This window comes from Arthrobacter ruber (assembly GCF_002954225.1).
Lineage (GTDB): Bacteria > Actinomycetota > Actinomycetes > Actinomycetales > Micrococcaceae > Arthrobacter_D > Arthrobacter_D ruber.
This window is the reverse complement of record NZ_PPTH01000018.1, coordinates 21,898-45,268: the sequence shown is the minus strand read 5'-3', so window position 1 is coordinate 45,268 and position 23,371 is coordinate 21,898. Positions and strand designations below refer to the sequence as shown.

Annotated in this window: 12 protein-coding genes and 1 tRNA gene; 8 read left to right on the top strand and 5 right to left on the bottom strand. The window is 71.0% G+C overall.

Annotated elements, in window-relative coordinates:
* Both CI785_RS14045 and CI785_RS14040 read left to right on the top strand, forming a co-directional pair.
* A complete protein-coding gene (locus CI785_RS14045; RefSeq protein ID WP_105032733.1) occupies window positions 1–3,327 on the top strand; it encodes an ATP-dependent helicase in 3,327 nt (1,108 codons plus the stop codon).
* On the top strand, window positions 3,327–6,731 hold the full coding sequence (locus CI785_RS14040) for an ATP-dependent helicase (RefSeq protein WP_105032732.1): 3,405 nt from the start codon (window positions 3,327–3,329) through the stop codon (window positions 6,729–6,731). The genes CI785_RS14045 and CI785_RS14040 overlap by 1 nt, the downstream gene beginning before the upstream one ends.
* 67 nt (window positions 6,732–6,798) lie before the next feature.
* On the opposite strand, the gene CI785_RS14035 is transcribed toward CI785_RS14040, so the two are convergent.
* On the bottom strand, window positions 6,799–8,232 hold the full coding sequence (locus CI785_RS14035; protein WP_170068243.1) for a phosphotransferase: 1,434 nt from the start codon (window positions 8,230–8,232) through the stop codon (window positions 6,799–6,801).
* A 162-nt stretch (window positions 8,233–8,394) separates the two neighbouring features.
* On the opposite strand from CI785_RS14035, the gene nudC reads away from it, so the two are divergent.
* From nudC to CI785_RS14020, 3 genes are read left to right on the top strand one after another with little or no spacing between them, the layout of a single operon-like run.
* Window positions 8,395–9,351: an NAD(+) diphosphatase gene (gene nudC / locus CI785_RS14030; RefSeq protein WP_105032730.1), complete on the top strand. Its 957-nt coding sequence runs from the start codon at window positions 8,395–8,397 to the stop codon at window positions 9,349–9,351.
* Complete coding sequence (locus CI785_RS14025) at window positions 9,351–11,453, top strand: ATP-dependent DNA helicase UvrD2 (protein WP_105032729.1); 2,103 nt, start codon at window positions 9,351–9,353, stop codon at window positions 11,451–11,453. Before nudC ends, CI785_RS14025 begins: the two co-directional genes overlap by 1 nt.
* Window positions 11,440–12,015 (top strand): M48 metallopeptidase family protein, encoded by a 576-nt coding sequence (locus CI785_RS14020; RefSeq protein WP_205753641.1) that lies wholly within the window; start codon window positions 11,440–11,442, stop codon window positions 12,013–12,015. The genes CI785_RS14025 and CI785_RS14020 overlap by 14 nt, the downstream gene beginning before the upstream one ends.
* A 130-nt stretch (window positions 12,016–12,145) precedes the next feature.
* On the opposite strand, the gene CI785_RS14015 is transcribed toward CI785_RS14020, so the two are convergent.
* Window positions 12,146–13,570: a zinc-dependent metalloprotease gene (locus CI785_RS14015; RefSeq protein ID WP_105033204.1), complete on the bottom strand. Its 1,425-nt coding sequence runs from the start codon at window positions 13,568–13,570 to the stop codon at window positions 12,146–12,148.
* Window positions 13,571–13,939: 369 nt separating this feature from the next.
* Here CI785_RS14015 and CI785_RS14010 point away from each other — a divergent pair, with 369 nt between their 5' ends.
* From CI785_RS14010 to CI785_RS14000, 3 genes are all read left to right on the top strand, one after another.
* The gene (locus tag CI785_RS14010; RefSeq protein ID WP_105032727.1) at window positions 13,940–15,034 is read left to right on the top strand and encodes a YlbL family protein; all 1,095 of its coding nucleotides are present in this window, start codon (window positions 13,940–13,942) and stop codon (window positions 15,032–15,034) included.
* Window positions 15,035–15,277: 243 nt separating this feature from the next.
* Entirely contained in the window at window positions 15,278–18,313 is a 3,036-nt protein-coding gene (locus CI785_RS14005; protein WP_420808248.1) for a UPF0182 family membrane protein, read from the top strand.
* A gap of 67 nt (window positions 18,314–18,380) precedes the next feature.
* Window positions 18,381–18,454: transfer RNA gene (locus CI785_RS14000), tRNA-Met, on the top strand.
* Between the two features lie 213 nt (window positions 18,455–18,667).
* Here CI785_RS14000 and CI785_RS13995 read toward each other — a convergent pair.
* The 3 genes from CI785_RS13995 to CI785_RS13985 all read right to left on the bottom strand — a co-directional run bounded on the left by CI785_RS13995 (window position 18,668) and on the right by CI785_RS13985 (window position 23,166).
* Window positions 18,668–20,059: a cryptochrome/photolyase family protein gene (locus CI785_RS13995; RefSeq protein ID WP_105032726.1), complete on the bottom strand. Its 1,392-nt coding sequence runs from the start codon at window positions 20,057–20,059 to the stop codon at window positions 18,668–18,670.
* Window positions 20,060–20,182: 123 nt separating this feature from the next.
* Window positions 20,183–20,977 carry a PspA/IM30 family protein gene (locus CI785_RS13990; protein WP_105032725.1) on the bottom strand — a complete coding sequence of 265 codons (795 nt, stop codon included), beginning with the start codon at window positions 20,975–20,977 and terminating at the stop codon, window positions 20,183–20,185.
* 62 nt (window positions 20,978–21,039) lie between these two features.
* Window positions 21,040–23,166: a TPM domain-containing protein gene (locus tag CI785_RS13985; RefSeq protein ID WP_420808247.1), complete on the bottom strand. Its 2,127-nt coding sequence runs from the start codon at window positions 23,164–23,166 to the stop codon at window positions 21,040–21,042.
* Between the last annotated feature and the right edge of the window lie 205 nt (window positions 23,167–23,371).

Below are 23,371 nucleotides of genomic sequence, written 5' to 3'. Positions count from 1 at the left end.
ATGACGAGTACTCTCCCCGACGCGCCGCCGGCGGCCGGCGGTGCCCCGCACCCCGCTGCCACGGCTCGGCACCGGGGGTACGAGGCCGTCCTCGCGTCGCTGGAGGACGTCTCGGGGCAGGTCCTGGTCCTCGGTGCTCCCGGGAGCGGGAAGTCGTCGCTGCTCACGGATCTGGCCGTGCGACGCATCGAGGCGGGGTCCATCGGGCCGGAGGGGCTGCTGCTCCTCGCGCCCACGCGCGCAGCGGCCACCCGGCTCCGCGACGAACTCACGGCGAAGCTCGACCGCAGCATCAGCACGGCGCCCGCACGCACCTGGGCGTCCTACGCCTTCGACCTCATCCGACGGGCGAAGGCCGAGGGCCGGATGCCCCTGATCCCGCGCACGCCGCGGCTCCTGTCAGGCGCGGAGCAGGACCTCATCATCAAGGAGCTGCTCTCCGGGCACGGACGGGACGGCGCCGCATCGCCCGGGTGGCCCTCGAGCCTCGCCCTGGCGCTGCCGACGCGCGGGTTCCGGCAGGAGATCCGCGACCTGTTCGACCGTGTGAGCGAGTACGGGGTGCCGGCGGACGACCTCGCGAAGTGGGGCCACCGCTTCGACCGGCCGGACTGGGTGGCCGCGGCGGCGCTCTACCGGGAGTACCGCGACGTCCTCGACCTCCGGATGCCCGAAGCCTTCGACCCCGCGGGCATCCTGACCGCCGCCCGGGAGATCCTCGAGACGGACCCTGACTTCCTCGACCGGGAGCGGCAACGGCTCCGCCTGATCCTCGTCGACGACTACCAGGAGGCCAATCCCGCGATCCATGCGCTGCTGGGCCTCATCGGGACGGGCAACGACGTCGTCGTCACCTCCTGTCCCGATACCGTCGCGCAGGGCTTCCGCGGTGCCCGCCCCGAACTCACCGGACGCCTGTCCACCCTCTTCCGCCGCGGCGGGGGCCTGACCACCGTGACCCTGCCCGCGTCCCTGACCATGGGGGACCGGCTCGCGGAGGCGTGGGGCAACGTGGCCGCCCGGATCGCCACGACCGGCGTCAGCACGGCCTACCGGACACCCCAGGGCGAGACCGCCTCCGAGCAGGAAGCCGAGCCGGGCGGGCACCGGACGGGGGAGCAGCACGGGACCCGGGAAGACGGTCCGACGGCTGATCGTCCGGTGGTGTCCGCCCACGTCCTGGACAGCGCGTTCCACGAACAGCGTTTCGTCACCCAGCGGATCCTCGAAGCCCACCTGTTCGACGAGCGCAGTCTCGACGACATCGCGGTGATCGTCCGGAACGGAGCGCAGGTATCCGCCGTACAGCGCTTCCTGACCGCGCAGGGCATCGCCGTGAACGTGCCCGCCGCGGAGACCGCGATCCGGGAGGAGCCCGCCGTCCGGCCCCTGCTCGATCTCTACGCCGTGGTGGTGGGGAGGGCGGAACTGGACGCGGAACTGTGCATCTCCCTGCTGACCTCGCGGATCGGCGGGGCAGGCAGTCTCGACCTCCGCCGGCTCCGCCAGATCCTGCGGCGCACGGAACTCCAGCAGGGCGGCGGCCGCACGAGCGACGAGCTCCTCACCGCCCTGTTCACCTCACCCGTGGACATCGCCGCGCTGCCGTCCGAGGGTGCCCCCGTCCGGCGGCTGCACCGCATGCTGGAGGCCGCCAGGGCCGCGACAGCGGACCCGGCACGGGACCCCGAGACCGTCCTGTGGGCCCTCTGGTCGGCGTCCGGTCTCGCGCAGCAGTGGTCCACCGCAGCGCTGTCCGAGGGACCGTCCTCGGCCCGTGCGGACCGGGACCTGGACGCGATGATGGCGCTGTTCCACACGGCCGAGCGCTTCGTCGAGCAGATGCCGGGAGCCGACCCCGAGCTCTTCCTCGACTACATCCTCAGCCAGGACATCCCCATGGACACGCTGACGCAGCGCACAGCCCGGCAGGCGTCCGTCTCGGTGCTCACACCCGCGAGCGCAGCCGGGCGGCACTGGCCGTTGGTGATCGTCGCGGGCGTGCAGGACGGCGTCTGGCCGAACCTCCGGCTCCGCGGAGAACTCCTCGGGTCCGGGGAGCTGCGTGCACTGCTCGATCACGGGGAGTCCTTCCGCAGCACCCGGGACCCGGTGTCGCTGCTGCAGGACATCCGCTTCGACGAGCTGCGGACCTTCTCCCTCGCGGTGTCCCGGGCAACCCGGGAGCTCGTCTGCTGCGCGGTCTCGTCGCAGGACGAACAGGCGTCCCAGTTCCTCGACGTGCTCGACCCCCTGCCGGCCGGTGCGGTCGAGCGCGCGCGCACCGAGGTGCTGCGGCCCGTCACCCTCCGCGCCCTGGTCGCCGAGCTGCGCAAGTTCGCGCAGGACCCGCAGGCCGCCCCCGCCCTGTCGCGTGAGGCCGTCCGGCACCTGGGGCACATGGCCGTGCTCGAGCCGCCGGTGCCCGGTGCGCACCCGGCACAGTGGTGGGGTGTCTTCGGCCTGAGCAGCGAGGAACCGGTGGTGCCGCCGGATCAGCCCGTGCCGGTCTCGCCCTCGAAGGTGGAGTCGGTGCTCACCTCGCCCCTGAGCTGGTTCGTCTCGGCCGCCGGGGGAGAGAGGACCACCGACTTCGCCCGCTCCCTCGGGACCCTCGTCCACCAGATCGCGCAGGACCTCCCGGAGGCCACCGGCAACGAGTACGTCCGCGAACTGGAGCGGCGCTGGCCGCAGCTCGGGATCAAGGACACCTGGGAGGGACGGGCCGACTTCCGGCGCGCCGAGACGATGGTGCGCAAACTCGCCGCGTACGTGCTCTCGATGCGGAAGGAGGGCCGGATGCTGCACGCGACCGAGGTCGATTTCTCGGTGGACCTCGAGGTGCGGATCGACGGCGCGGAGCGGATCGCACGGCTCCGCGGGCAGATCGACCGGCTCGAGCTCGACGCGGAGGGCCGGTTCGTGGTCGTCGACCTGAAGACGGGCAGGAACGCTCCCGCCGGAGCCGACATCGCGCGGCATCCGCAACTCGCCGCCTACCAGACGGCCGTTGCCGCAGGGGCGCTGGCAGGCGATGACACCGGTACGCCCGACGACGGGGCCGCCGCGGGAGACCCGGGCACACCGGGCGGTGCGTCGCTGGTCCAGCTGGGCAAGAGCGACAAGAACGTCTCGGTGCAGGCGCAGCCTGCCGTGGGCCCCGAGGACACCTGGGCGAGGACCATGATCCAGGACGCCGCCGCGCTCATGGCGGCCGCGACGTTCGAGACGATCCACGACCCCCGGCGGTCCGGGTTCGGCGGTAGCGGCTGCCGGTTGCCCGAGATCTGCCCGCTGTGCGAAGAAGGCAAGCAGGTGACGCAGTGATGGCTCCCGAGCCGACGACGATCCGGTACTCCGCCCGGCGACTCGCGGAGCTGCTCCACTCCGACCCCGATGCCCCCGTGCCGTACCCCACCGAGGATCAGGCGCGCGTCATCGAGGCCCCTCTGGAGCCGCTCCTCGTCATCGCCGGGGCGGGATCCGGGAAGACCAGGACCATGGCCGACAGGGTCGTCTGGCTCGTCGCCAACGACCTCGTGCGCCCCGAGCAGATCCTCGGCGTCACCTTCACGCGGAAGGCCGCCGGTGAGCTCGCCTCGCGCGTCCGGCAGCGCCTGGCCCAGCTCTACACGGCCCTCGACGGGGAGCCGTCCGCCCCGGCGGGAGCCGACGCGCTCGACCGGCTCGACCCGGCCATCTCCACCTACCACTCCTTCGCGAACGGGATCGTGCAGGACTACGGGCTGCGCATCGGCGTCGAACGCGACTCGGTGATGCTCGGCACCGCCCAGTCCTGGCAGCTCGCCGCCTCCGTGGTGGAGACCTACGACGGGGAGTGGGAACACCTCACGGGTGCGAAGAGCACGCTCGTGAAGGCCGTGCTGGACATGGCGGGGGAGTGCGCGGAGCACCTGGTCAGCCCCGCGACCGTGCGGGACGAACTGCGCCGCCACATCGAGTACGTGTCCTCGCGGCCCTATGTCGCGGGCTCCCCGAAGACGTCCACCCAGGACGCGGCGAAACTGCTCAACAGGCTGCGCGTCCGCGTCACCGTCACCGAGCTGACCGAGCGGTACGCCGCTGCGAAGCTCGCGCGCCGCCAGCTCGACTTCGGGGATCTGGTGTCCCTCGCTGCACGGATCGCCCGGGACATCCCGGAAGCGGGCACGATGGAACGCGAGAAGTACAGGGTCGTGCTGCTGGACGAGTTCCAGGACACCTCGCACGCGCAGATGGTCCTGTTCTCGCGGCTGTTCGCCGACGGGCGCTCCGTCACGGCGGTCGGCGATCCGCACCAGTCGATCTACGGCTTCCGGGGCGCTTCCGCCGGGCAACTCGCGACCTTCCGGACGGCCTTCCCGAAGGTGCACGACGGCGGACTCACGCCGTCGGAGGTCGCCCACCTGTCGGTCGCCTGGCGGAACTCGACGTCGATCCTCGAGGCCGCGAACACGGTGTCCGCGCCGCTGAACGTTCCGGCGCCCTGGCTCCGCACCACGTCGGTGCAGCAGGTCCCCGGTCTCGTCGCCAGGCCGCAGGCACCGCTCGGCGAGGTGCTGCTGGGGCGATTCCTCACGGACGCCCCCGTGAGCGTCGCAGATCCCGGACCGGAGGATGTGCAGCACACCGTGCCGGCCCTGAGCGAGGCGGAGGCCGTCGCCCGGGAGGTCCTCCGGCAGCGCGGGCGCAGCTTCGAGACCGACGACGACGGCAGTCCGCTGCGGCCCACGATGGCCGTGCTGTGCCGCGGGCGCAAGCAGTTCGATCCCATCCGGCGGGAACTCGAGCGCGCCGGCGTCCCGGTCCAGATCGTGGGCCTCGGCGGGTTGCTGCGCACCCCCGAGATCGTCGATCTGCTCGCCACCCTGCGGGTCCTGGGTGATCCCGACCGCTCGGATGCGATGCTCCGGCTCCTGGCCGGCGCGCGCTGGCGGCTGGGCCCGGCCGACCTCATGGCGCTCGGCGACTGGTCCCGGCAGCTCGCCCGGACGCGCGAGGCCCTGTTCCGTCGCGGTGGGGCGGCGGGGGAGGAGCTCGACCACGAGCAGGGTGAAGCCGCCGTCGTGGCGCCCGACCTCGCCGAGGCGGGCAGCCTGGTCGAGGCCGTCGACTACCTCCCGCCCACGGACTGGGTGTCGGCCTCGGGCAGGTCGCTCAGCGAGACGGCCAGGCGCCGGCTCGATGCGCTGCGGCGTGAATTGCGGGCGCTGCGGAGTTTCGTCGGGGACGACCTCGGCACCATGATCGGTGAGGTCGAGCGTGCGATCCTGCTGGACATCGAGGTGGCGGCGAAGCCGGGTGTGAGCATCCACGAGGCACGCCGCAACCTCGACGCCTTCACGGAGGCCGTCGCGGGATTCGTGTCCACCGCCGAGAGGGTCGACCTCCCGGCGTTCCTCGCCTGGCTCGAGGCGGCGGACCAGGAGGAGGACGGACTGCCCGTGACGCAGCTCGAAGCGAGCCGGGACGCCGTGCAGCTCCTGACGGTCCACGCATCCAAGGGGCTCGAGTGGGACGTCGTCTTCGTGCCGGGCCTCAACGACGGGTCCTTCCCCAGCGGCAAGGATTCACGGTGGAGCAGCGGCGACGCCGCGATCCCCTGGCCGTTGCGCGGGGACGCGAGGGAACTCCCGCAGTGGGACTGGGAGCAGCAGGACCAGAAGGAATGGCTGACCAGCGAGAAGGAGTTCACGGGCGAGGCCCGGGCCCATGCTGAGCGGGAGGAACGCCGGCTCGCGTACGTCGCCTTCACCCGGGCGAAGCACGCGCTCGTGTGCACCTCGTCGGCGTGGGGCGGGGGCCGGTCGCGGCCGTCGGCGCCGTCGTCCTACCTCGCGGACCTCGCGCACCTCGCCGAGTCCGGTTCCGCCGGGTTCACGATGCCGCACTGGGTCGCGGAGGAGGACGAGGGCGATGCCAATCCCGCGAACGCGAGCCCCGAGCGTGCGGGGTGGCCGTTCGACCCCCTGGGTGCCCGGCGCGCCTCCATGGAACGCGCTGCGCGTGCGGTCCTCGAGCAGGCCGCGGCACCCGCCCCCGAGGTGGAGGTCGACGGCGGCCGCTGGGGACGGGAGGTCCGGCTGGCCCTGGCCCGGCAGGCGCGCGAGCGGGAGCGGATGCCCCTCGCGCTGCCCTCGCACATCTCGGCCTCGACCCTCGTGGAGCTCCGTGAGGACCCGGGCGCGGTGATGCAGCAGCTGCGGCGCCCGCTGCCCCGGCGCCCGGGCTCGGCTGCGCGGAAGGGGACGGCGTTCCACGCCTGGATCGAGGAGTTCTACGGCTCCGGCGGCATGCTCGACCTCGGCGAGTACCCTGGCGGAGCTGACGCCTACGTGGACGAGACCCTCGGCCTGCAGGACATGGCCGCGATCTTCGAGCAGTCCGAGTGGGCGCTCCGCGAACCGGCAGCGATCGAGGCGCCGATCGAGACGAGGATCGGTGGCATCGTGGTCCGCGGGCGCATCGACGCGGTGTTCCGGGACGCCGACGGCGGCTGGGACCTCATCGACTGGAAGACAGGTCGCCCTCCTGCTCCCGACCGGCGCGCAGCCAAGGCCGTGCAGCTCGCGGTGTACCGCCTCGCCTGGTCCCGCCTGAAGGACGTCCCGCTCGCGAAGGTGCGGGCTGCCTTCTTCTACGTCGCGGACAACCTCGTGGTCCGCCCGCACGACCTCGCCGACGCGGCGGAGCTCGAGGGGATCATCCGGGCTGCGGCCACGGCGGCGTGAGCACGATGCCGGCCGCCTTCCCGTGCGGGGCCGGTGAGGTCGACGCCCGGGAAGGCGGCCGGCGGCCTCAGTTGCGGGAGGAGACGATCGGCAGGGCCGAGGTCGCGACGTCGTCCGGCGACCCTGCGCCCGGCGCGTCGTTGCGCAGCAGGGCCGTGGCGGAGGTCGCGCCGGTCCGCTGACGACCGGCCGTCAGGCGGGCGTAGGCGAGGGACGAACCCGAAGCGGTCCCGTCGGAGTCTCCATGGGGAGCCGACCGGTCCTCGTCGCGGCTGGAGGGCTGCGCCGAGGGGCTGCCCGGCAGCCGGTGGAACCGCTGGCCGGCAGGACCATCCGGATCGTAGGCATGGCTACCCGCCCTCCAGGAACGGCCGTCCGCGCCTGCGGCCCGGTCGCCCGTCCCGGCCCGTTCCTGCGCCGGAGAGTCCTGCAGAGCACCCTCGTCCACGGAAGGATGCTGCGGCCGACCGTAGACCAAGCGAGCACCGGTAGCAGTAGAACCCTCCGCCTCGTCGGGGGCGTCGGTCCCGAGTTCGTCACCCCACTCGAGACGTTCCTCGTGGGCCCGCTGCGCACGCTCGGCGGCCTCGTGCTGCTCACGTTCGATGGACTCGACGTCGGCCTCGAGCGTGGCGAGCATGCCCTCCGCCTCGTGGATCATCGCGGCGTCCTCGAGGGCCACCCCGCGCACCAGCCACTGCGCCAGGGCGAATTCGGCAGCGAGGGCGGCACGACGCGGGAGGTGCGGGTCGACGGCGCTCGTCCTCGCACCCGCGTACGCCTCATGGACGGCGTCGACGAAGGCCGTGTCCTCGGCGGCTGCGAGCCAGGCGAAATCCTCGGCGGGATCGCTGATGCTCAGGTCGGTCCAACCGGTCACGGCGGACACCCGGCCCGCGGAGACCAGGAGATGGTCCTCGTGCAGGTCCCCGTGGATCACTGTGGGGCTGAACCGCCACAGCGTCACGTCCTCGAGGGCGTGCTCCCAACGGCGCAGCAGGATGGCCGGGATCCTGCCGGTCGTGGCCGCCTGGTCGAGTTCGTTCAGCTTCCGCTGCCGGTACTCGTCCGCCTCGTAGCCCGGGAGGTCGGCGCGCTGCACCATGTCCTTGGGCAGTTCGTGGATCGCGGCGATGACGCGTCCCAGTTCCCGTGCCATGGTTCGTCCGCCGCCGGTCAGCGCGTCGAGCGGCCGGGTGGTCCCGGCGAGGTGGGAGTACACGAACGTGCTGAGTTCACCCTGGCGTACGCTCCCTGCCATGTGCGGGATGAGGAAGGGGAGTTCCGCCTTGACCGCGGGAGTGAAGGCGCGCAGCGCCTGCAGCTCCGTCTCGAGCCGCATGCTGGCCTCGGCATGCTTCGGTGAACGGACCCGCCACTGTTTCCCCGCGTCGTCGACCAGCAGGGCGGAGTCGAAATCGGCGGCGTCGTCGGGAGCGCCTGCGACGCCCGTCGGAGCCAGGCCAGGTACTGCGGCGCTTGCGATGGCGGCAAGTTCCATGGGTGTCCGTTTCACAAGATCAACCGTAGGGCGTGCGCGCACCGGCCGCGCAATTCCGGTGCGGCGAGTCGCCAGATGCACTACTCGTCCTGGGTGTGCACTAGTCCTCCACCTACTCTGCGCTGAATGGGTTTTGGGGGAGCGAGAACGTACCGTAGAACCATGACCGATCCCCTCCGGACCCTTGTGCTGCCTCCCCTCGGATCGCTGCCGCTCTCGCGCGCGGGGTCGGACCGGGACGGTGACGCGAGGACCACCGACAACTTCCTGGAGGACCTCTGGGCCTCGGACGGGACGAGGGTCCTCGCGCTGGCCGGGGGGAGGGCCCCGGTCCAGGGGAACGCGCTCCTGCTCGTCGCGCCGTCCGACATCCAGCGGCCCGAACTGCTCGTCTACCTGGGGCGCATCGACGAGGGATCCGCCGATGCGGGACAGAGGGTGGTCCTCGCCGTCCTCGAGGAGGAGGACCACGACCTGGCTCCCCGGGAGCAGTGGATGGGCCTGCGCGACATCGCCGTGTCGCTGGACGCCCGCGACGCCGGGCTCTTCGTCGAGGGTGCGTCCGTCGCCAACTGGCACGCCACCCACACGCACTGTCCCCGCTGCGGGTCGGCCACCGACGTGCGCGACGCCGGCTGGGTCCGTCAGTGCCCCAGGGACGGCTCGCAGCACTACCCGCGCACCGACGCCGCGATCATCGTCTCGGTGATCGACGACGACGACCGCCTGCTGCTCGGGTCCGCCGCCACCTGGCCGGAGAACCGTTTCTCGACCCTCGCGGGCTTCGTCGAACCGGGCGAGTCGCTGGAGGCAGCCGTCATCCGGGAGGTCGCCGAGGAATCCGGCATCGAGACCGAATCCCCGGAGTACCTCGGATCGCAGCCCTGGCCCTTCCCGGCCTCCCTGATGCTCGGTTTCACGGCCCGCGCCGTCACCACCGACGCCGTGCCGGACCGCGTGGAGATGCGCACCGTCCGCTGGTTCACGCGTGAGGAGCTCTTCACCGAGGTGCGTGACGGGACCATCACCGTGGCCGGAGGTGTCTCGATCGCACGCGCACTCATCGAGCGCTGGTACGGCGGACCCCTGGACGAGGAGCCATCGGAGGCACGTCCCTGATGTCCGGACTTCTGCTCGAGGACAGTATCCTCGAGGGGCTCGACGACGAACAGCGGACGGTGGCGAGTACCCTCACCGGTCCGCTCTGCGTGCTCGCGGGAGCGGGCACGGGCAAGACCCGCGCGATCACCCACAGGATCGCGTACGGCGTCCACACCGGCGTCTACAAGCCCCAGCAGGTGCTCGCGGTGACCTTCACGGCCCGCGCGGCGGCGGAGATGCGCACCCGGCTCCGGGACCTCGGGGCCGGCGGTGTGCAGGCCCGGACCTTCCACGCCGCCGCCCTCAGGCAGCTGCAGTACTTCTGGCCCCAGGCGGTGGGCGGACCCCTGCCCGCACTGGTCGACCACAAGGCCCAACTGATCGCGGAGGCCGCACGGCGGCTGCGCCTGTCCACGGACCGCGCCGCCATCCGCGACGTCGCGGCGGAGATCGAATGGGCCAAGGTCTCCATGCTGACCCCCGACGGATACGCGGCCGCAGCAGCGGGTCGGGCGGAACCGGCAGGCATGGACCTCGTCAGCGTGTCGCGCATCTTCTCGGCCTACGAGGACCTCAAGATCGACCGCAACCTGATCGACTTCGAGGATGTGCTCCTGACGACGGTCGCCATCCTCGAGGAGGACGAGAAGGTGGCGGCGACCGTGCGGGCCCAGTACCGGCACTTCGTCGTCGACGAGTACCAGGACGTCTCCCCGCTCCAGCAGCGCCTCCTCGATCTCTGGCTGGGCGAGCGCCGGGAGCTGTGCGTCGTCGGTGACGCCAGCCAGACCATCTACTCCTTCACCGGTGCCACGTCGCGGCACCTGCTCGAGTTCACGAAGCGCTACGAGGGCGCGCAGGTGGTGAAGCTGGTGCGCGACTACCGGTCCACGCCGCAGGTGGTCCGTGCCGCGAACACGCTCCTGGCAGCGAGGAGCAGCGAGGCCGACCGGCGGGCCGTCGGCACCACCTGGTCCGCACCCCTCGAACTGATCGCGCAGCGGCCGGCCGGTCCCGAACCGGTCTTCACCGAGTGCAGCGACGACGAGGCCGAGGCCGCGGAATGCGCTCGGCGCATCGGCGTGCTGCTCGGGCAGGGCGTCAAGGCGAGCGAGATCGCCATCCTGTACCGCACCAACGGGCAGTCGGAGGCATACGAGCAGGCCCTGGCGAGTGCCGGCATCGGGTACCAGCTGCGCGGCGGTGAGAGGTTCTTCCAGCGGCGGGAGGTCCGTGACGCCCTGCTCCAGCTCCGTGCCGCGGCGCGCACGCAGGGCGACGCCGATGTGCCCCAGCAGGTGCGCGACGTCCTCGCCTCGCTCGGCTACACCGCCGTGGCCCCCCAGACCTCCGGTGCCGTCCGCGAGAAGTGGGAGTCGCTCGCGGCGCTCGTGGGCCTCGCGGACGAGCTGAACAGGGTGCGCGAAGCCTTCACCCTGCAGATGCTGGTGGCCGAGCTCGAGGAGCGCGCCGCGTCCCAGCATGCTCCGACGGTGCAGGGCGTGACGCTCGCGTCCCTGCACTCCGCCAAGGGGCTCGAGTGGGACGCCGTCTTCCTCGTCGGCCTGAGCGAGGGACTGATGCCCATCTCGTTCGCCGACACGCAGGAGGGCATCGACGAGGAACGCAGGCTGCTGTACGTCGGCATCACCCGCGCCCGGATCCATCTGTCGATGTCCTGGTCCACCTCGCGCTCCCCGGGCGGACGGGCCAGCCGCAAACCGTCGCGCTTCCTCGACGCGCTCCGGCCCGCGGAGGCCGGGCAGGCGTCCTTCCGCCAGCCGCGGGCCAAGGCCGGCCGCAAGTCCTCCGCCCCCGCCGTGTGCCGCGTGTGCAAGCGTCCGCTCCTCACGGGATCGGAGCGGAAGATCGGGCGCTGCAACGACTGCCCCGCGAGCTACCAGGAGGAGACGTTCGACGCGCTCCGCGCCTGGCGGCTGGCCGAGGCGCGGGACAAGGACGTGCCGGCGTTCGTGGTCTTCACGGACGCCACGCTCGTCGCGATCGCTGAGGCCAGGCCGCAGACGCTCGAGGAACTGGGCGGCCTCGCCGGCGTCGGGTCCGCCAAGCTCGAGCGGTACGGAGACGCGGTCCTCGGGATCATCAGTGACAACTCCTGATGCTCCCGCCGGGGTGGGCGCACCGCGTCTGCCGGTGGAGGTGCGTCGCTCGGCGCGGCGGAAGAGGACCGTCAGCGCCGACATCCGGGACGGCGTCATCCGGGTCTCCATCCCGGGCCATTTCTCCGCCGGCCAGGAGCGCCACTGGGTGGAGCGGATGGTGGAGCGCATGACGGCCAGGTATCTGGAGACGCCGGCGATCACCGACGACGAACCCGTCCCGGAGCTGCTGCAGCGCGCCGAGCGGCTCGCACGCCGCTACCTCGGCGGCAGGGGAGTGCCGGCGACGATCGGCTGGGTGACCAACCAGAGGTCCCGGTGGGCCTCGGCGACGCCGGCGTACCGCTCCATCCGCCTGTCGCACAGGCTGCAGGGGATGCCCGACTGGGTGGTGGACTACGTCATCCTGCACGAGATGGCGCACCTCGTCGAGCCGTCCCACAACGCCGTGTTCTGGGGCCTGCTCACCTCGTATCCGCGGACGGAGTCGGCTAAGGCCTTCCTTGAGGGTGCGGCCTTCGCGGCCCACCGGAACCTGACGGGCAGCCTGGACGAGCTCTAGGAGTACCGCCCGGGTGACCTCCCGGAACGGACCGCCATGCCCGCGGGGCGGAACCGCCGTACCCGGGAGCGGCAGCACGCGGGTTCGCGGCGTGCCGGACCCGGCACGCCACGAACCCGGCGCGGTCCGCCTACTTGCCGTCGGCGCTGGGAGCGTCCTCCCCGGTCTCCGGGTCCTGCCCGGGTGCGGGAGGCGCCTCGCCGTCGGGGTCCGACGACGACGCGGGACCTGCGGACGAATCGGGGCCATCGGCCGCTGCGGCATCGTCATCCTGCTCGAAGCCTCCCGCGAGGAGCCGCTGGAGGGCCGCGTCGACGTCGGCGTCGGACGACTCGATCAGCTTGCGGCGCTCGGAGAAGCCCGCGGGGTCGTCGAGGTCCTCCGCCGTCGGCAGCAGGTCCGGGTGCTGCCACAGGGCGTCGCGTCCCTGGATGCCGCGTTCCTCGGTGAGCAGCGACCACAGCGCCGCGGCGTCGCGGAGCCGGCGCGGCCGCAGTTCCAGCCCGACGAGCGCCGCGAAGGCGTGTTCAGCGGGCCCACCCGTCGCCCGGCGCCGCCGTACCATCTCACGCAGGGCGCCCGCCGAGGGGAGGTTCGCCGCAGCCGCCGCTGTCAGCTCGTCCACCCAGCCCTCCACGAGCGCGAGCGTCGTCTCGAGCCGCACGAGCGCGGCGTCCTGTTCCGGCGTCCGTTCGGGCATGAACACGCCCTGGGAGAGCGCACCCTGCAGGCTCTCGGGATTGGTCGGATCGATCTCCCGCGCAGCTTCCTCGATCTTGCCCATGTCGATGTGGATGCCCCGCGCATAGCGCTCGATGCTGCCCAGCAGGTGACCGGTGAGCCACGGGATGTGCGTGAAGAGCCGGACGTGGGCCGCTTCCCGCACCGCGAGGAACAGCTGCACCTCCTGCTCGGGGATGTCGAGGCCGGCGCCGAACGCCGCGACGTTGGCGGGAAGCAGCGCCATCCGTCCGTCAGCGAGCGGCACCCCGATGTCGGTCGAGCCCACCACGTCCTTGGAGAGCGCCCCGACGGCCTGGCCCAGCTGCATGCCGAACATCGCACCGCCGACGTTCTGGAGCATCGAGGCCGGACCCATGCCGCCCATCATCGACTTCATCTCGTCCGGCAGCTGCTCGGAGATGACGTCCGACAGCGCCTTCGCGATACTCGTCGCCACGGGTTCGGTGAGGCGCCGCCACGTCGCCATGGTGGCCTCGACCCACTCGGCGCGCGACCAGGCGCGCCCCAGCTGGCCCGTGCTCGGGAAGTCGGTCATCGGGTCGAGCCACATCTCGGCGAGCTTCAGCGACTCGTCGACGCTGCGCCGCTGCAGGGCCGTGACCGAGGGATCGTTGTCGGAGGCCGCGACGCGGCGCGCCTGCTCATGGGCCATCTGCCAGTTCACGGGCCCCTCGCTCTGAGCGCTGAACATCGCCTGGACCTGCTGCATCATCATGGCCATCGCTGCCGGGTCGGAGGGCAGGCCTGCCGCCTTCGCGATCTCCTGCGGGTCGAAGCCGGTGGCCCCGCCACCGAACATCTTCGACAGCATCTCGGACAGCGGATCCTGGGGCGTGTCGTCGTCGCCGTTCGAGGGATTGGATGGGTTGGGCACTGGTACCACCGGTCCTGGGAGTAGCTTGGCGTGTCCGGCAGAGGGGCAGCGCCACCCTGTCGGCTGTGCAACCCACGCTACCGGCCACACCTCGCCGGTGTCCTTCGCGGCGTGAATCGTTCGCTGAGGGCAAAGCCATCCCGGGGTGGGAGTCCGGTGACCGCCGGGACGCGCATCAGTGGCCACCGCCGGCAGCAGACGGCCCCGTGCGGTGTCAGCGAAAGCGTCTACCCTAGGGGTGCCGGAGTGTGCCGCCCGTGCCCGTGCGCGGCACGCCTCCACATGCGCCCTACAGGAAGAAGAACCGTGACGCAGCCCGTCCACGTCGACACGTACACGCCCGAGGAGCCCACGCGGCCGAGGGACCCGCGCTTCCGGGCGATGACGGTCTCCGGCGGTCTCGCCCTCGTCCTCTGCGCCGCGGCGGTGCTCCTGCCGTCGCCTTACGTCCTGGAATCCCCGGGGCCCACGTTCAACACGATCGGTGAGGTGGACGGGCAGCCCCTCATCCAGGTGGAGGGAACCGAGAGCTTCCGGCCGTCGGGCCAGCTCGACCTCACCACGGTGTACGTGAGCGGTGGACCGAACGGCCGGGTGAACATCCTCGACACCTTTCGCGCCTGGGCGAGCCCGAACCAGGACGTCCTGCCCGAGCAGCTGGTGTATCCGGAGGGGACGACGTCCTCCGAGCTGCAGGAGCAGAACGCGCTGGCCATGACGTCGTCCCAGGAGACGGCGATCGCCGCGGCGCTCGCGCACCAGGACATCGACTTCACGGAGGAACTGTCGGTCGCGAGGCTCGCGCCCGGTGCGGCCGCGGAGGGCATCCTGCAGGAGGGCGACATCCTGCGCACGATCGACGGGCAGGAGGTCCGCAACATCACGACCCTCCGCTCAGCGCTCGACGACGCCGCCGGAACGCCCGCCGCCCTCTCGGTCATCCGGGACGGCGCACCGCTGGAGGTGTCGGTGACCCCGCGGCGGTCGGCGGAGGGCGACTACCAGCTGGGCATCATGCTCGCCTCCACGTTCGACTTCCCGTTCGACGTGACCATCCAGCTCGACAATGTCGGGGGACCCTCGGCGGGAACGATGTTCGCCCTCGGGATCATCGACAACCTGACCGAGGGCGACCTCACCGGAGGACGCCACTTCGCCGGGACGGGGACCATCGACTCCCTCGGTGTCGTGGGCCCCATCGGGGGCATCGCCCAGAAGCTCGTCGGCGCGAGGGCCGGCGGGGCGGAGTTCTTCCTGGCACCCGCCGCGAACTGCGGGGAGGTCGCCGGCAACATCCCCGACGGCCTGACCGTGGTCAGCGTGGAGACGCTCGACGACGCCGTGGACGCCGTCGAGGTGCTCGGCTCGGGCGACGGGCCCGAGGGACTCCCCGCCTGCTGACCCTTCGGTACCGAGTGGACCCGGCGCCGGACCCCACGGCGGGCGGCCTGCACGACACGGTTCGGTGACGATCCCCGGCATGCACAGCCTGCTCGGGAACCTAATTGGTCGGGCCGAGCGTGAACAGGGCAGAATGAAAGCACGAAGGGCGGAACTGCGCGCTGTCGTCTGCCCGAGTCGGGGCCGGGGCACGACGCGGGACACCGGTCGTCGTGACCCGCAGCAGCTAACGATGAGGTAGATGTGACATCCGGACCAGACCGTCCGTTCGGCAGTAGCCCGAGCCCAGCAAGTGCAGCAACGAGTCGGCGTCGCAGCCCGCTGATCCCGACCATCATCGTCGTCGCGGTGATCGTCATCGCCTTCGTGTACCTGTCCCAGGTCTACGCGGACGTCCTCTGGTACAACCAGCTCGGGTTCCTCGAGGTCTTCGTCACGGAGAACCTGTCGCGGATCGTGCTGTTCATCCTCGCGTTCCTCGTCATGGCCGGGGCCGTGTTCGCCAGCCTGCGGATCGCCTTCCGCAGCCGGCCGATCTATGCGCCCGACAGCGCCGTCCAGGACAACCTGAACCGCTACCAGGCCCAGCTGGAACCGATCCGCCGACTGCTGATGCTCGGCATCCCCGTCGTGCTCGGCGCCTTCGCCGGAACGGCGGCCTCCTCGCAGTGGCAGGAGGTGCTGCTGTTCATCAACCAGGTGCCGTTCGACCGGCAGGACCCGGAGTTCGGCATGGACTACGCGTTCTACATGTTCACCCTGCCGTTCCTGGGCTTCGTGACGGGGTTCCTGATCAGCGTCGTCATCATCAGCGCGATCGCCACGATCCTCACGCACTATCTGTACGGCGGCATCCGGCTCGAGGAGAAGGGCCTGTTCACCACGAAGGCCGCACGGATTCAGATCGCCGTCGTCGCCGCCCTCTTCCTCGTCCTGCAGGGCATCAACTACCTGCTCGACCGCTTCGACACCGTGTTGAACCAGGGCACGTGGGCCGGCGCGCTCTACACCGACGTCAACGCCGTGATCCCCACCAAGGCGATCCTGGCCGTGGCCGCCTTCATCGTGGCGGTCCTGTTCGTCGTCTCGGCCTTCATCGGCCGCTGGCGCCTGCCGCTCATCGGTACGGCGATGCTGATCATCACCGCGCTGCTGGCCGGCGGCGTCTACCCGTCGATCGTCCAGCGCTTCCAGGTGGATCCCTCGCAGCTGAGCCGCGAGCGTGAGTACATCGACAGGAACATCGCGCTGACGAGGGAGGCGTACGGGCTCGACGACGTCGAGACCGCCAACTACTCCCCGGTCGCCACTCCGGAGGCGGGTGCCCTGAACAGCGACGCCGTGACCACGGCCAACATCCGCCTGCTCGATCCGAACCTCGTCTCCGACGCGTTCAGCCAGCTCCAGCAGTTCCGCCAGTACTACCAGTTCCCCGAGACCCTCAATGTGGACCGCTACGAGATCGACGGCGAGGTGCAGGACACCGTGATCGCGGTACGTGAGCTCGACACCAACGGTGTCCCCGAGGGGTGGGTCAACGAGCACGCCTACTACACGCACGGCTACGGAGTCGTGGCGGCTGCAGGCTCCACAGTGCAGCCGGACGGACGGCCGTCCTTCCTGCAGTCGGGTATCCCCTCGACCGGCGTCCTCGGCGACGAGGACTCCTACGAGCCGCGCATCTACTTCGGGGAGTCCTCCCCGGTGTACTCCGTGGTCGGCGCACCGGAGGGGACAGCCGCCGTGGAGATCGACCGTCCGCAGAACGAGAACTCCGCGACGGATTCGCGGACCACGTTCAGCGGCGACGGCGGTCCCGACGTGGGCAACGCCTTCAACCGGCTCGTCTACGCCCTGAAGTTCCAGTCCACGGACCTGCTGCTCTCGAACCAGGTCACCAGCGAGTCGCAAATCCTCTACGACCGGGACCCGGTGGAGCGCGTGCGGAAGGTAGCTCCGTACCTGACGCTCGACGGCAACAGCTACCCGGCGATCGTCGACGGCCGCGTGAAGTGGATCATCGACGGCTACACCACCAGCGCCAACTTCCCCTATTCCCAGCAGCAGGAGCTGGAGCAGGCCACGCAGGACTCGCAGACGGCGGAGGGTCTCGCGACGGCGCTGCCCGCCGAGCGCGTCAACTACATCCGGAATGCCGTGAAGGCCACCGTGGACGCCTATGACGGTTCGATCGACCTGTACGCATGGGACGACCAGGACCCGGTGCTGAAGGCCTGGCAGAACGTGTATCCCGCGTCGCTGCAGCCGTACAGCGAGATGTCGGCGGAGCTGATGGCGCACGTGCGCTACCCGGAGGACCTCTTCAAGGTCCAGCGCGAGCTGCTCGCCAAGTACCACGTCACGGCGACGGACGAGTTCTTCAACAACAGCGAGGCGTGGAGCGTGCCTGCCGATCCCGGGGAGAGCACCGAGGGGGCAGCGGCAAGCACCGCCGACCGGCAGCCGCCCTTCTACCTCACCCTGCAGATGCCCAATCAGGACGAGGCCGCCTTCTCCCTGACCACGCCCTACATCCCCTTCGTGCCCACGGGCCAGACCCCGAGGAACGTGCTGTACGGATTCCTCTCGGCGAACGGGGACGCAGGCACGGGGGAGCCCGGCGTCAAGAGCGAGGACTACGGCCGGCTGACCCTGCTGGACAGCTCCGGGCAGGATTCCGTGGTGGGTCCCGGCCAGGCACAGAACCTGTTCAACTCGGATACCGAGGTGTCCCAGGAGCTGAACCTCCTGCGTCAGGGTGCGTCCGAGGTCATCAACGGCAATCTGCTGACCCTGCCGATCGGCGGCGGTATCGCCTACGTCCAGCCGGTGTACGTGCAGTCCTCGGGCAGTTCGTCCTTCCCGGTCCTGCGGAGGGTCCTGGTGAGCTTCGGCGAGAACGTCGGGTTCGCGCCGACCCTCGCCGAGGCCCTCGACCAGGTCTTCGGCGGGAGCTCGGGTGCGACCACGGGCGACCAGGACAACGTCGGCGCGACGCCCGAGGATCCCGCGACGCCTCCGGCAGAGGGCGGCGCGACCCCCGCGCCGACACCCACGCCGACGCCGTCCGAGGGCGGAAGCCCCGGCGGCACCACCGGTGATCCCGCGGCCGATCTGCGGACCGCCCTCGACGATGCGAACCAGGCGATCCAGGACGGCAATGCCGCCCTCGCAGCCGGCGACTTCGCCGCGTACGGCGCAGCGCAGGACCGTCTGCAGGACGCCCTGCAGCGGGCCCTGGACGCCGAGGAACGCGTCTCGGGAGGCGCCGGGCAGTAGTCGGAGGGGGTCGGGTTCCTGCCCGATTTGCCTCCGGGCCCCGCGGCCGGTAACGTTAGTTACACGCCGCGGGGTGGAGCAGTTCGGTAGCTCGCTGGGCTCATAACCCAGAGGTCACAGGTTCAAATCCTGTCCCCGCAACGAAGAGGAGTCCGGTCCACCCCTGGTGGGCCGGACTTCTTGCTGTGTGCACCTAGACGCCACGGAGGACCTGCGTCCTGGTACTACCGGAAACCGGCACCGCCCGTCTCCTGGGATCTCCGCGGCAGGCGCATCGGGCGAGGAACCATCAGCAGGCGCCCGTCCACGGCCCGGTGTGGGCGGGATGGCGCGCCCGGGCCTGAGAACCCGGCCTCAGCCCTCCGAGAGGGCCTTGTACGCGCTGAGGGCGCGCTGGCGGCTCTCCTTGAGGTCCACGACGCGTTCCGGGTAGCCCGGGGCCGCGCCCTTCCACGGTTCGTGCACGTTCTCGGCGTCGGCGAGTTCCGGCACGAATCGGACGAGGTAGGTTCCCTCGGGGTCAAACTTCTTGCTCTGCAGCACGGGGTTGAAGATCCGAAAGTAGGGACTGGCGTCCGCGCCCGACCCCGCGACCCACTGCCAGCTCGCGGCATTGCTCGCCGCGTCGGCATCGACGAGGCAGTCCCAGAAGAACCGCTCGCCCACGCGCCAGTCGATCATGAGGTTCTTGATGAGGAACGACGCCGTGGCCATGCGCACCCGGTTGTGCATCCACCCGATCTCCCACATCTGGCGCATCCCGGCGTCGATGAGGGGATAGCCGGTGCGACCGCGCTGCCAGGCCTCGAGCTCCGCCTCCGTGGAGCTCTCCCAGGTGAAGGCGTCGAACTCCGGGCGGTAGTTCACGGTGGCGAGCTGGGGGTTGAAGTAGAGCAGCTGCCAGCTGAACTCGCGCCACCCCAGCTCGGAGCCGAACACGCGGATGTCCTCCGCCGTGGAACTGTCCTTGCTGTCCTGCGCCGCGTGCCACACCTCGAACGGGCTGATCTCACCGAAACGCAGGTGGGGGGAGAGCCTGCTCGTGCCGTGGACCGCCGGCCGGTCACGGCTGTCCTTGTACCCGTGCGCGGCACCGTCGAGGAACTCGTCGAGGCGGGCATGAGCGCCGGTCTCCCCGGGCGTCCACGTCTCACGCAGTCCCTGCGCCCAGTCGGGCGCGGTGGGGAGCAGCCCCCACGCCGGGAGGTCGTCAGAGGCCAGCTCGGGCCCGTGGAGGGAGGCCGGAGCCGGGAGGGGCTCCCGGGGCGTGCGGAAGGCCAGACAGGCCCGCCAGAAGGGGGTGAACACCTTGTAGGCCTCCCCGGATCCCGAGGTGACCTCCCACGGTTCGTACATGAGGTTCGCCTGGAAGCTGGTGGCCTCTACTCCCTGCTCGGCGAGGGATGCCTTCAGCGCCGCGTCCGTGGTGCGCTCGGCCAACCCGTAGCGGCGGTTCCAGACCACGGCCCCGGCGGAGGATTCCCGCACGAGGTCCGGCACCACGTCGCCCGCGGCCCCCCGGCGCAGGACGAGGGGGATCCCGAGATCCGCGAGGGAGGCGTCGAGCGCCGCGAGGGAGTGGTGGAGCCACCAACGGGAGGCTCCACCGAGGGGGCGGATGCCCTCCGTCTCCTCGTCGAGCACGTAACAGGCGACGACGTCGTCCCCGCTGTCCGCTGCTGCGGCGAGCGCCGGGTTGTCGGAGATACGCAGATCGTCGCGGAACCACACCAGTGTCACGGCCATGGCTTCAATCTACCGGCGGCCTCCGACACTCCGGACGGCCCGGACAGGAAGGGAACCGCGGCCGGGCGGCCGCGGTTCCCTTGTGCTATGCGCGTCGGCGTCCGCCGACGGAGACTCCGTGCGTCAGTACGCGATCTCGTCGGACGTCGCCGGGGCGCCGGCGGCGGTCTTGTCGCCCGAGCCCTGCCCGATCGCCGACTGGGTGCCGGATCCGGACTTCAGGGCCGCGAGGCGTGCCTCGATCTCGGTCTGCTCGCCCAGGTCCTCGAGGCTCTCGAACTGTGCGTCCAGGCTGGACGACGCCAGCTCCTGCTGCCCGCGGACCTTGGCCTCCTCGCGCCGGATCTTCTCCTCGAAGCGGCCCACCTCGCTCGTGGGGTCCATGAAGTCGATGCTCTTGACCGCGTCGTGCACCTGCTGCTGCGCCTGGGCGGTGCGCGCGCGGGCGATCAGCTGGTCGCGCTTGACCGTGAGCTCGCCGAGCTTGCCCTTCATCTGGTTGAGGCCGTCCTTGAGCTTGTCGACGATCTCGGTCTGCGAGGCGATGGTGGGCTCGGCGCCCTTGGCCTCGGTCTCGGCGGAGATCTGCCGCTGGATGGCCACCTTGGCGAGGTTGTCGAACTTCTGGGCGTCCGCGGTGTTGCCGGTCCCACGGTACTCGTCGGCCTTGCGGGACGCGGCGAGGGCCTTGTTGCCCCAGCTGCGCGCGTTCTCGATGTCCTCGTTGTAGTCGTCCTGCATCATGCGCAGGTTGCCGATGGTCTGGGCGACGGCGCTCTCGGCCTCGGCGATGCTGTTCGTGTAATCGCGGACCATCTGGTCGAGCATCTTCTGCGGATCCTCGGCCTGATCGAGCAGCGCATTGATGTTGGCTCGCGTGAGCTGGGTGATCCTGCCGAAAATTGACTGCTTTACCATTGATTTCCCTTTCGATTCCTGCTTCTTGTCCGTGCGTCCTGCTGTCGGGGAGGTGGGGTGACCTAGAAGTCTCCGCCGCCTCCACCGAAGTCTCCGAATCCGCCGCCGCCGCCGTCGAACCCGCCGAAGCCGCCGCCGCCGAAGCTGCCGCCGTCGCCACCGAAGCCCCCGCCGCCGTCGCTGTACCCGCCGCCGCCGAATCCGCCGAAGCCTCCGCCGAAGCCGCCGCCGTTGAGCACGGACCCGAGGAGGATCCCGCCGAGCAGGGCGCCGCCCATGCCGTCGCCGCCCCGGCCACCGTACCCGCCCATGCCCATGCCGCCGCGCCCGAACCCGTCCACGTCCTGCTCCGCGAGCTGGGCGGCCTGGTCCGCCAGCATCGAGGCCTGCTGCGCGTGGGAGAGTGCGGTCACCGGGTCCGAGCGCTGGAGATCGACGGCGTAGTCGAGGTTGCGCTCGGCCTCGGCCAGGCGCGTGCGTGCCTCGCTGCCCACGCCGCCGCGGCGCGCGCGGATGTAGTCGGCCGTCCCGGAGATCCCCGACTGTGCCGCGATGATGGCGTGCTGGAGGGAGTCCTGAGCCCGCCGGTTGTTCTCGGCCTGGTCCCGCACACCGCCCAGGGCGGCGTCGAGCTGCGCGTGGGCGGCCTCGAGCCGCTGCAGCAGCGCAAGGGGATTGCTCCGTGCGTTCTGCCGCTCCTGGCGCACCGTGGCCGCCGCGGCCTGGGCGGCAGCGATGGGGCCGGCGAGGTCGCGGTACTGTCCGGTGCGGTCCATGGCCTGCGCCTGCGCGAGGTCCTGCTCCGTCTCGGGCAGGGCGCGTTCGAGCTCACGCTCGGCCGCCGCGAGCTCCTCGGCCCGCTTGTCGATCGCGTCCAGGAGCACGGTGCTCTGGTGGACTGCCTCCTCGGCGGCCCGGACCGCGATCACGGCGCGCCCGGTATCGCCGGCGGCCATACGGGACTGGGCCTCGGTGGCTGCGCTGTCGACGAAGGTCAGGCGCTCCCTGGCCTGCTCGATGTTGTCCGCGACTTGGGAGGTCGCGGTCTCGAGGTAGCGGCCCTGGAGCGTCCGCAGGGACTGTTCCGCCGCCGCGAAACGGCGCTGGGCACCACCGGCCGCGGACTGCGCGCGGCTCAGTGCCTCGGGAGCGTTCCGCTCCAGCTCCCGCAGCGCGTCGAAGTCGGTCTTGTGGGCCTGCAGCGAGGCGTTCACGTCCTCGCAACGGCGGATGATCTCCCCGAGCCACTGGCGCTGCTGCTGCTCCGTGTCGGGGATGTGGTCGTCGAGCTGCTGCTGCAGCTTGAAGGACTCGCTCATGTGCTGCCGGGCCGCCGTGATGTCCTGCGAGAACGTCGCGATGGCCTCGCTGCCGTACTGCGCCTCCGCGAAACCGAGTTCCTGCTCGCTCGACTTGATGGCGTCGTCGGCGGCCACCAGCAGGCTCCCGGCCCGCTTGCGCAGGTCCTCGACGCTGACGGAGGCGAGCGGGTCCACCATCTCGCCGCTGGCGGACGGCACCGGGCCGTACCCGTACTGCTCCCGCTTGCGCTGTGCGCTGTTGGTGCCGCGGCTCTTCAGGAGCAGGTAGCCGCCCGCACCGGCGACGGCGACGAGCCCGCCCACGAGGACCAGGCCGCCGAGCCCGCTGCTGCCGGAGGAACCGCTGGTGCCGGAGGAGGTTCCGCCGTTGGTCGTGCCCCCGGTGTTGCCGGAGAGCGCCTCCTCGGTTCCCTGGGCCGCTGCGAGGCCCGCGGCGGCGAAGTCCCCTGCCCGGAGCTCGGGGCTGATGAACTCGTCGTAGATCGCCTGGCCCTGACCGCCGATCGCCGATCCGCTGCCGACCACGTAGGCAGCCGCTCCCTGATCGACGGCGATTGCGAGCATGCCCTCGTTCGAGGTCTGGTCGTTCAGCTGTGCCGACGCCGTCGCCCACGAGGCGCGCTCGGTGGGACTCTCGAAAGTGTCGACGTACGCGACACGGACGGTGAAGCCCTCCTGTGACCGAAGATCCTCGATCGCGGCCTCGAGCTCACTCTCCTCGGCCGCAGTGAGGACGCCGGCGTTGTCGATGACGTAATCGCCTGACGGGAAGGTGAGCGGTTCGTCGGCGATGGCCGCCGTACCCGACACCAGGGGGATCGCCATGACGGCGCCCAGGACAGCAGCGACGCGGGTGCGCCTGCTCAACATTCGCATTCTCGACCCTTCGACACGTCCCCCGGACCCTACCGGTCCCAGGACTGGGGGCGGCGGACGCCGGAGGCTCCCTGTCTTCCCGATTCTATGGTTGGGCTCGGGGAGCGTCCACCACCGCGCATCAGCCCCTAGCGAAAGCGACGAGGGCGGCCGGTGCACGCCTCCCGCTGCAGTTGGAGAACCCGGCGGGATCTGC

What these genes read in the sequence shown, in the direction of transcription:
- CI785_RS14045 (WP_105032733.1), top strand. Translation starts at nt 1, where the DNA reads ATGACGAGTACTCTCCCCGACGCGCCGCCGGCGGCCGGCGGTGCCCCG.
- CI785_RS14040 (WP_105032732.1), top strand. Translation starts at nt 3,327, where the DNA reads ATGGCTCCCGAGCCGACGACGATCCGGTACTCCGCCCGGCGACTCGCG.
- CI785_RS14035 (WP_170068243.1), bottom strand. Translation starts at nt 8,232, where the DNA reads ATGGAACTTGCCGCCATCGCAAGCGCCGCAGTACCTGGCCTGGCTCCG.
- nudC (WP_105032730.1), top strand. Translation starts at nt 8,395, where the DNA reads ATGACCGATCCCCTCCGGACCCTTGTGCTGCCTCCCCTCGGATCGCTG.
- CI785_RS14025 (WP_105032729.1), top strand. Translation starts at nt 9,351, where the DNA reads ATGTCCGGACTTCTGCTCGAGGACAGTATCCTCGAGGGGCTCGACGAC.
- CI785_RS14015 (WP_105033204.1), bottom strand. Translation starts at nt 13,570, where the DNA reads ATGCTGTCGAAGATGTTCGGTGGCGGGGCCACCGGCTTCGACCCGCAG.
- CI785_RS13995 (WP_105032726.1), bottom strand. Translation starts at nt 20,059, where the DNA reads ATGGCCGTGACACTGGTGTGGTTCCGCGACGATCTGCGTATCTCCGAC.
- CI785_RS13990 (WP_105032725.1), bottom strand. Translation starts at nt 20,977, where the DNA reads ATGGTAAAGCAGTCAATTTTCGGCAGGATCACCCAGCTCACGCGAGCC.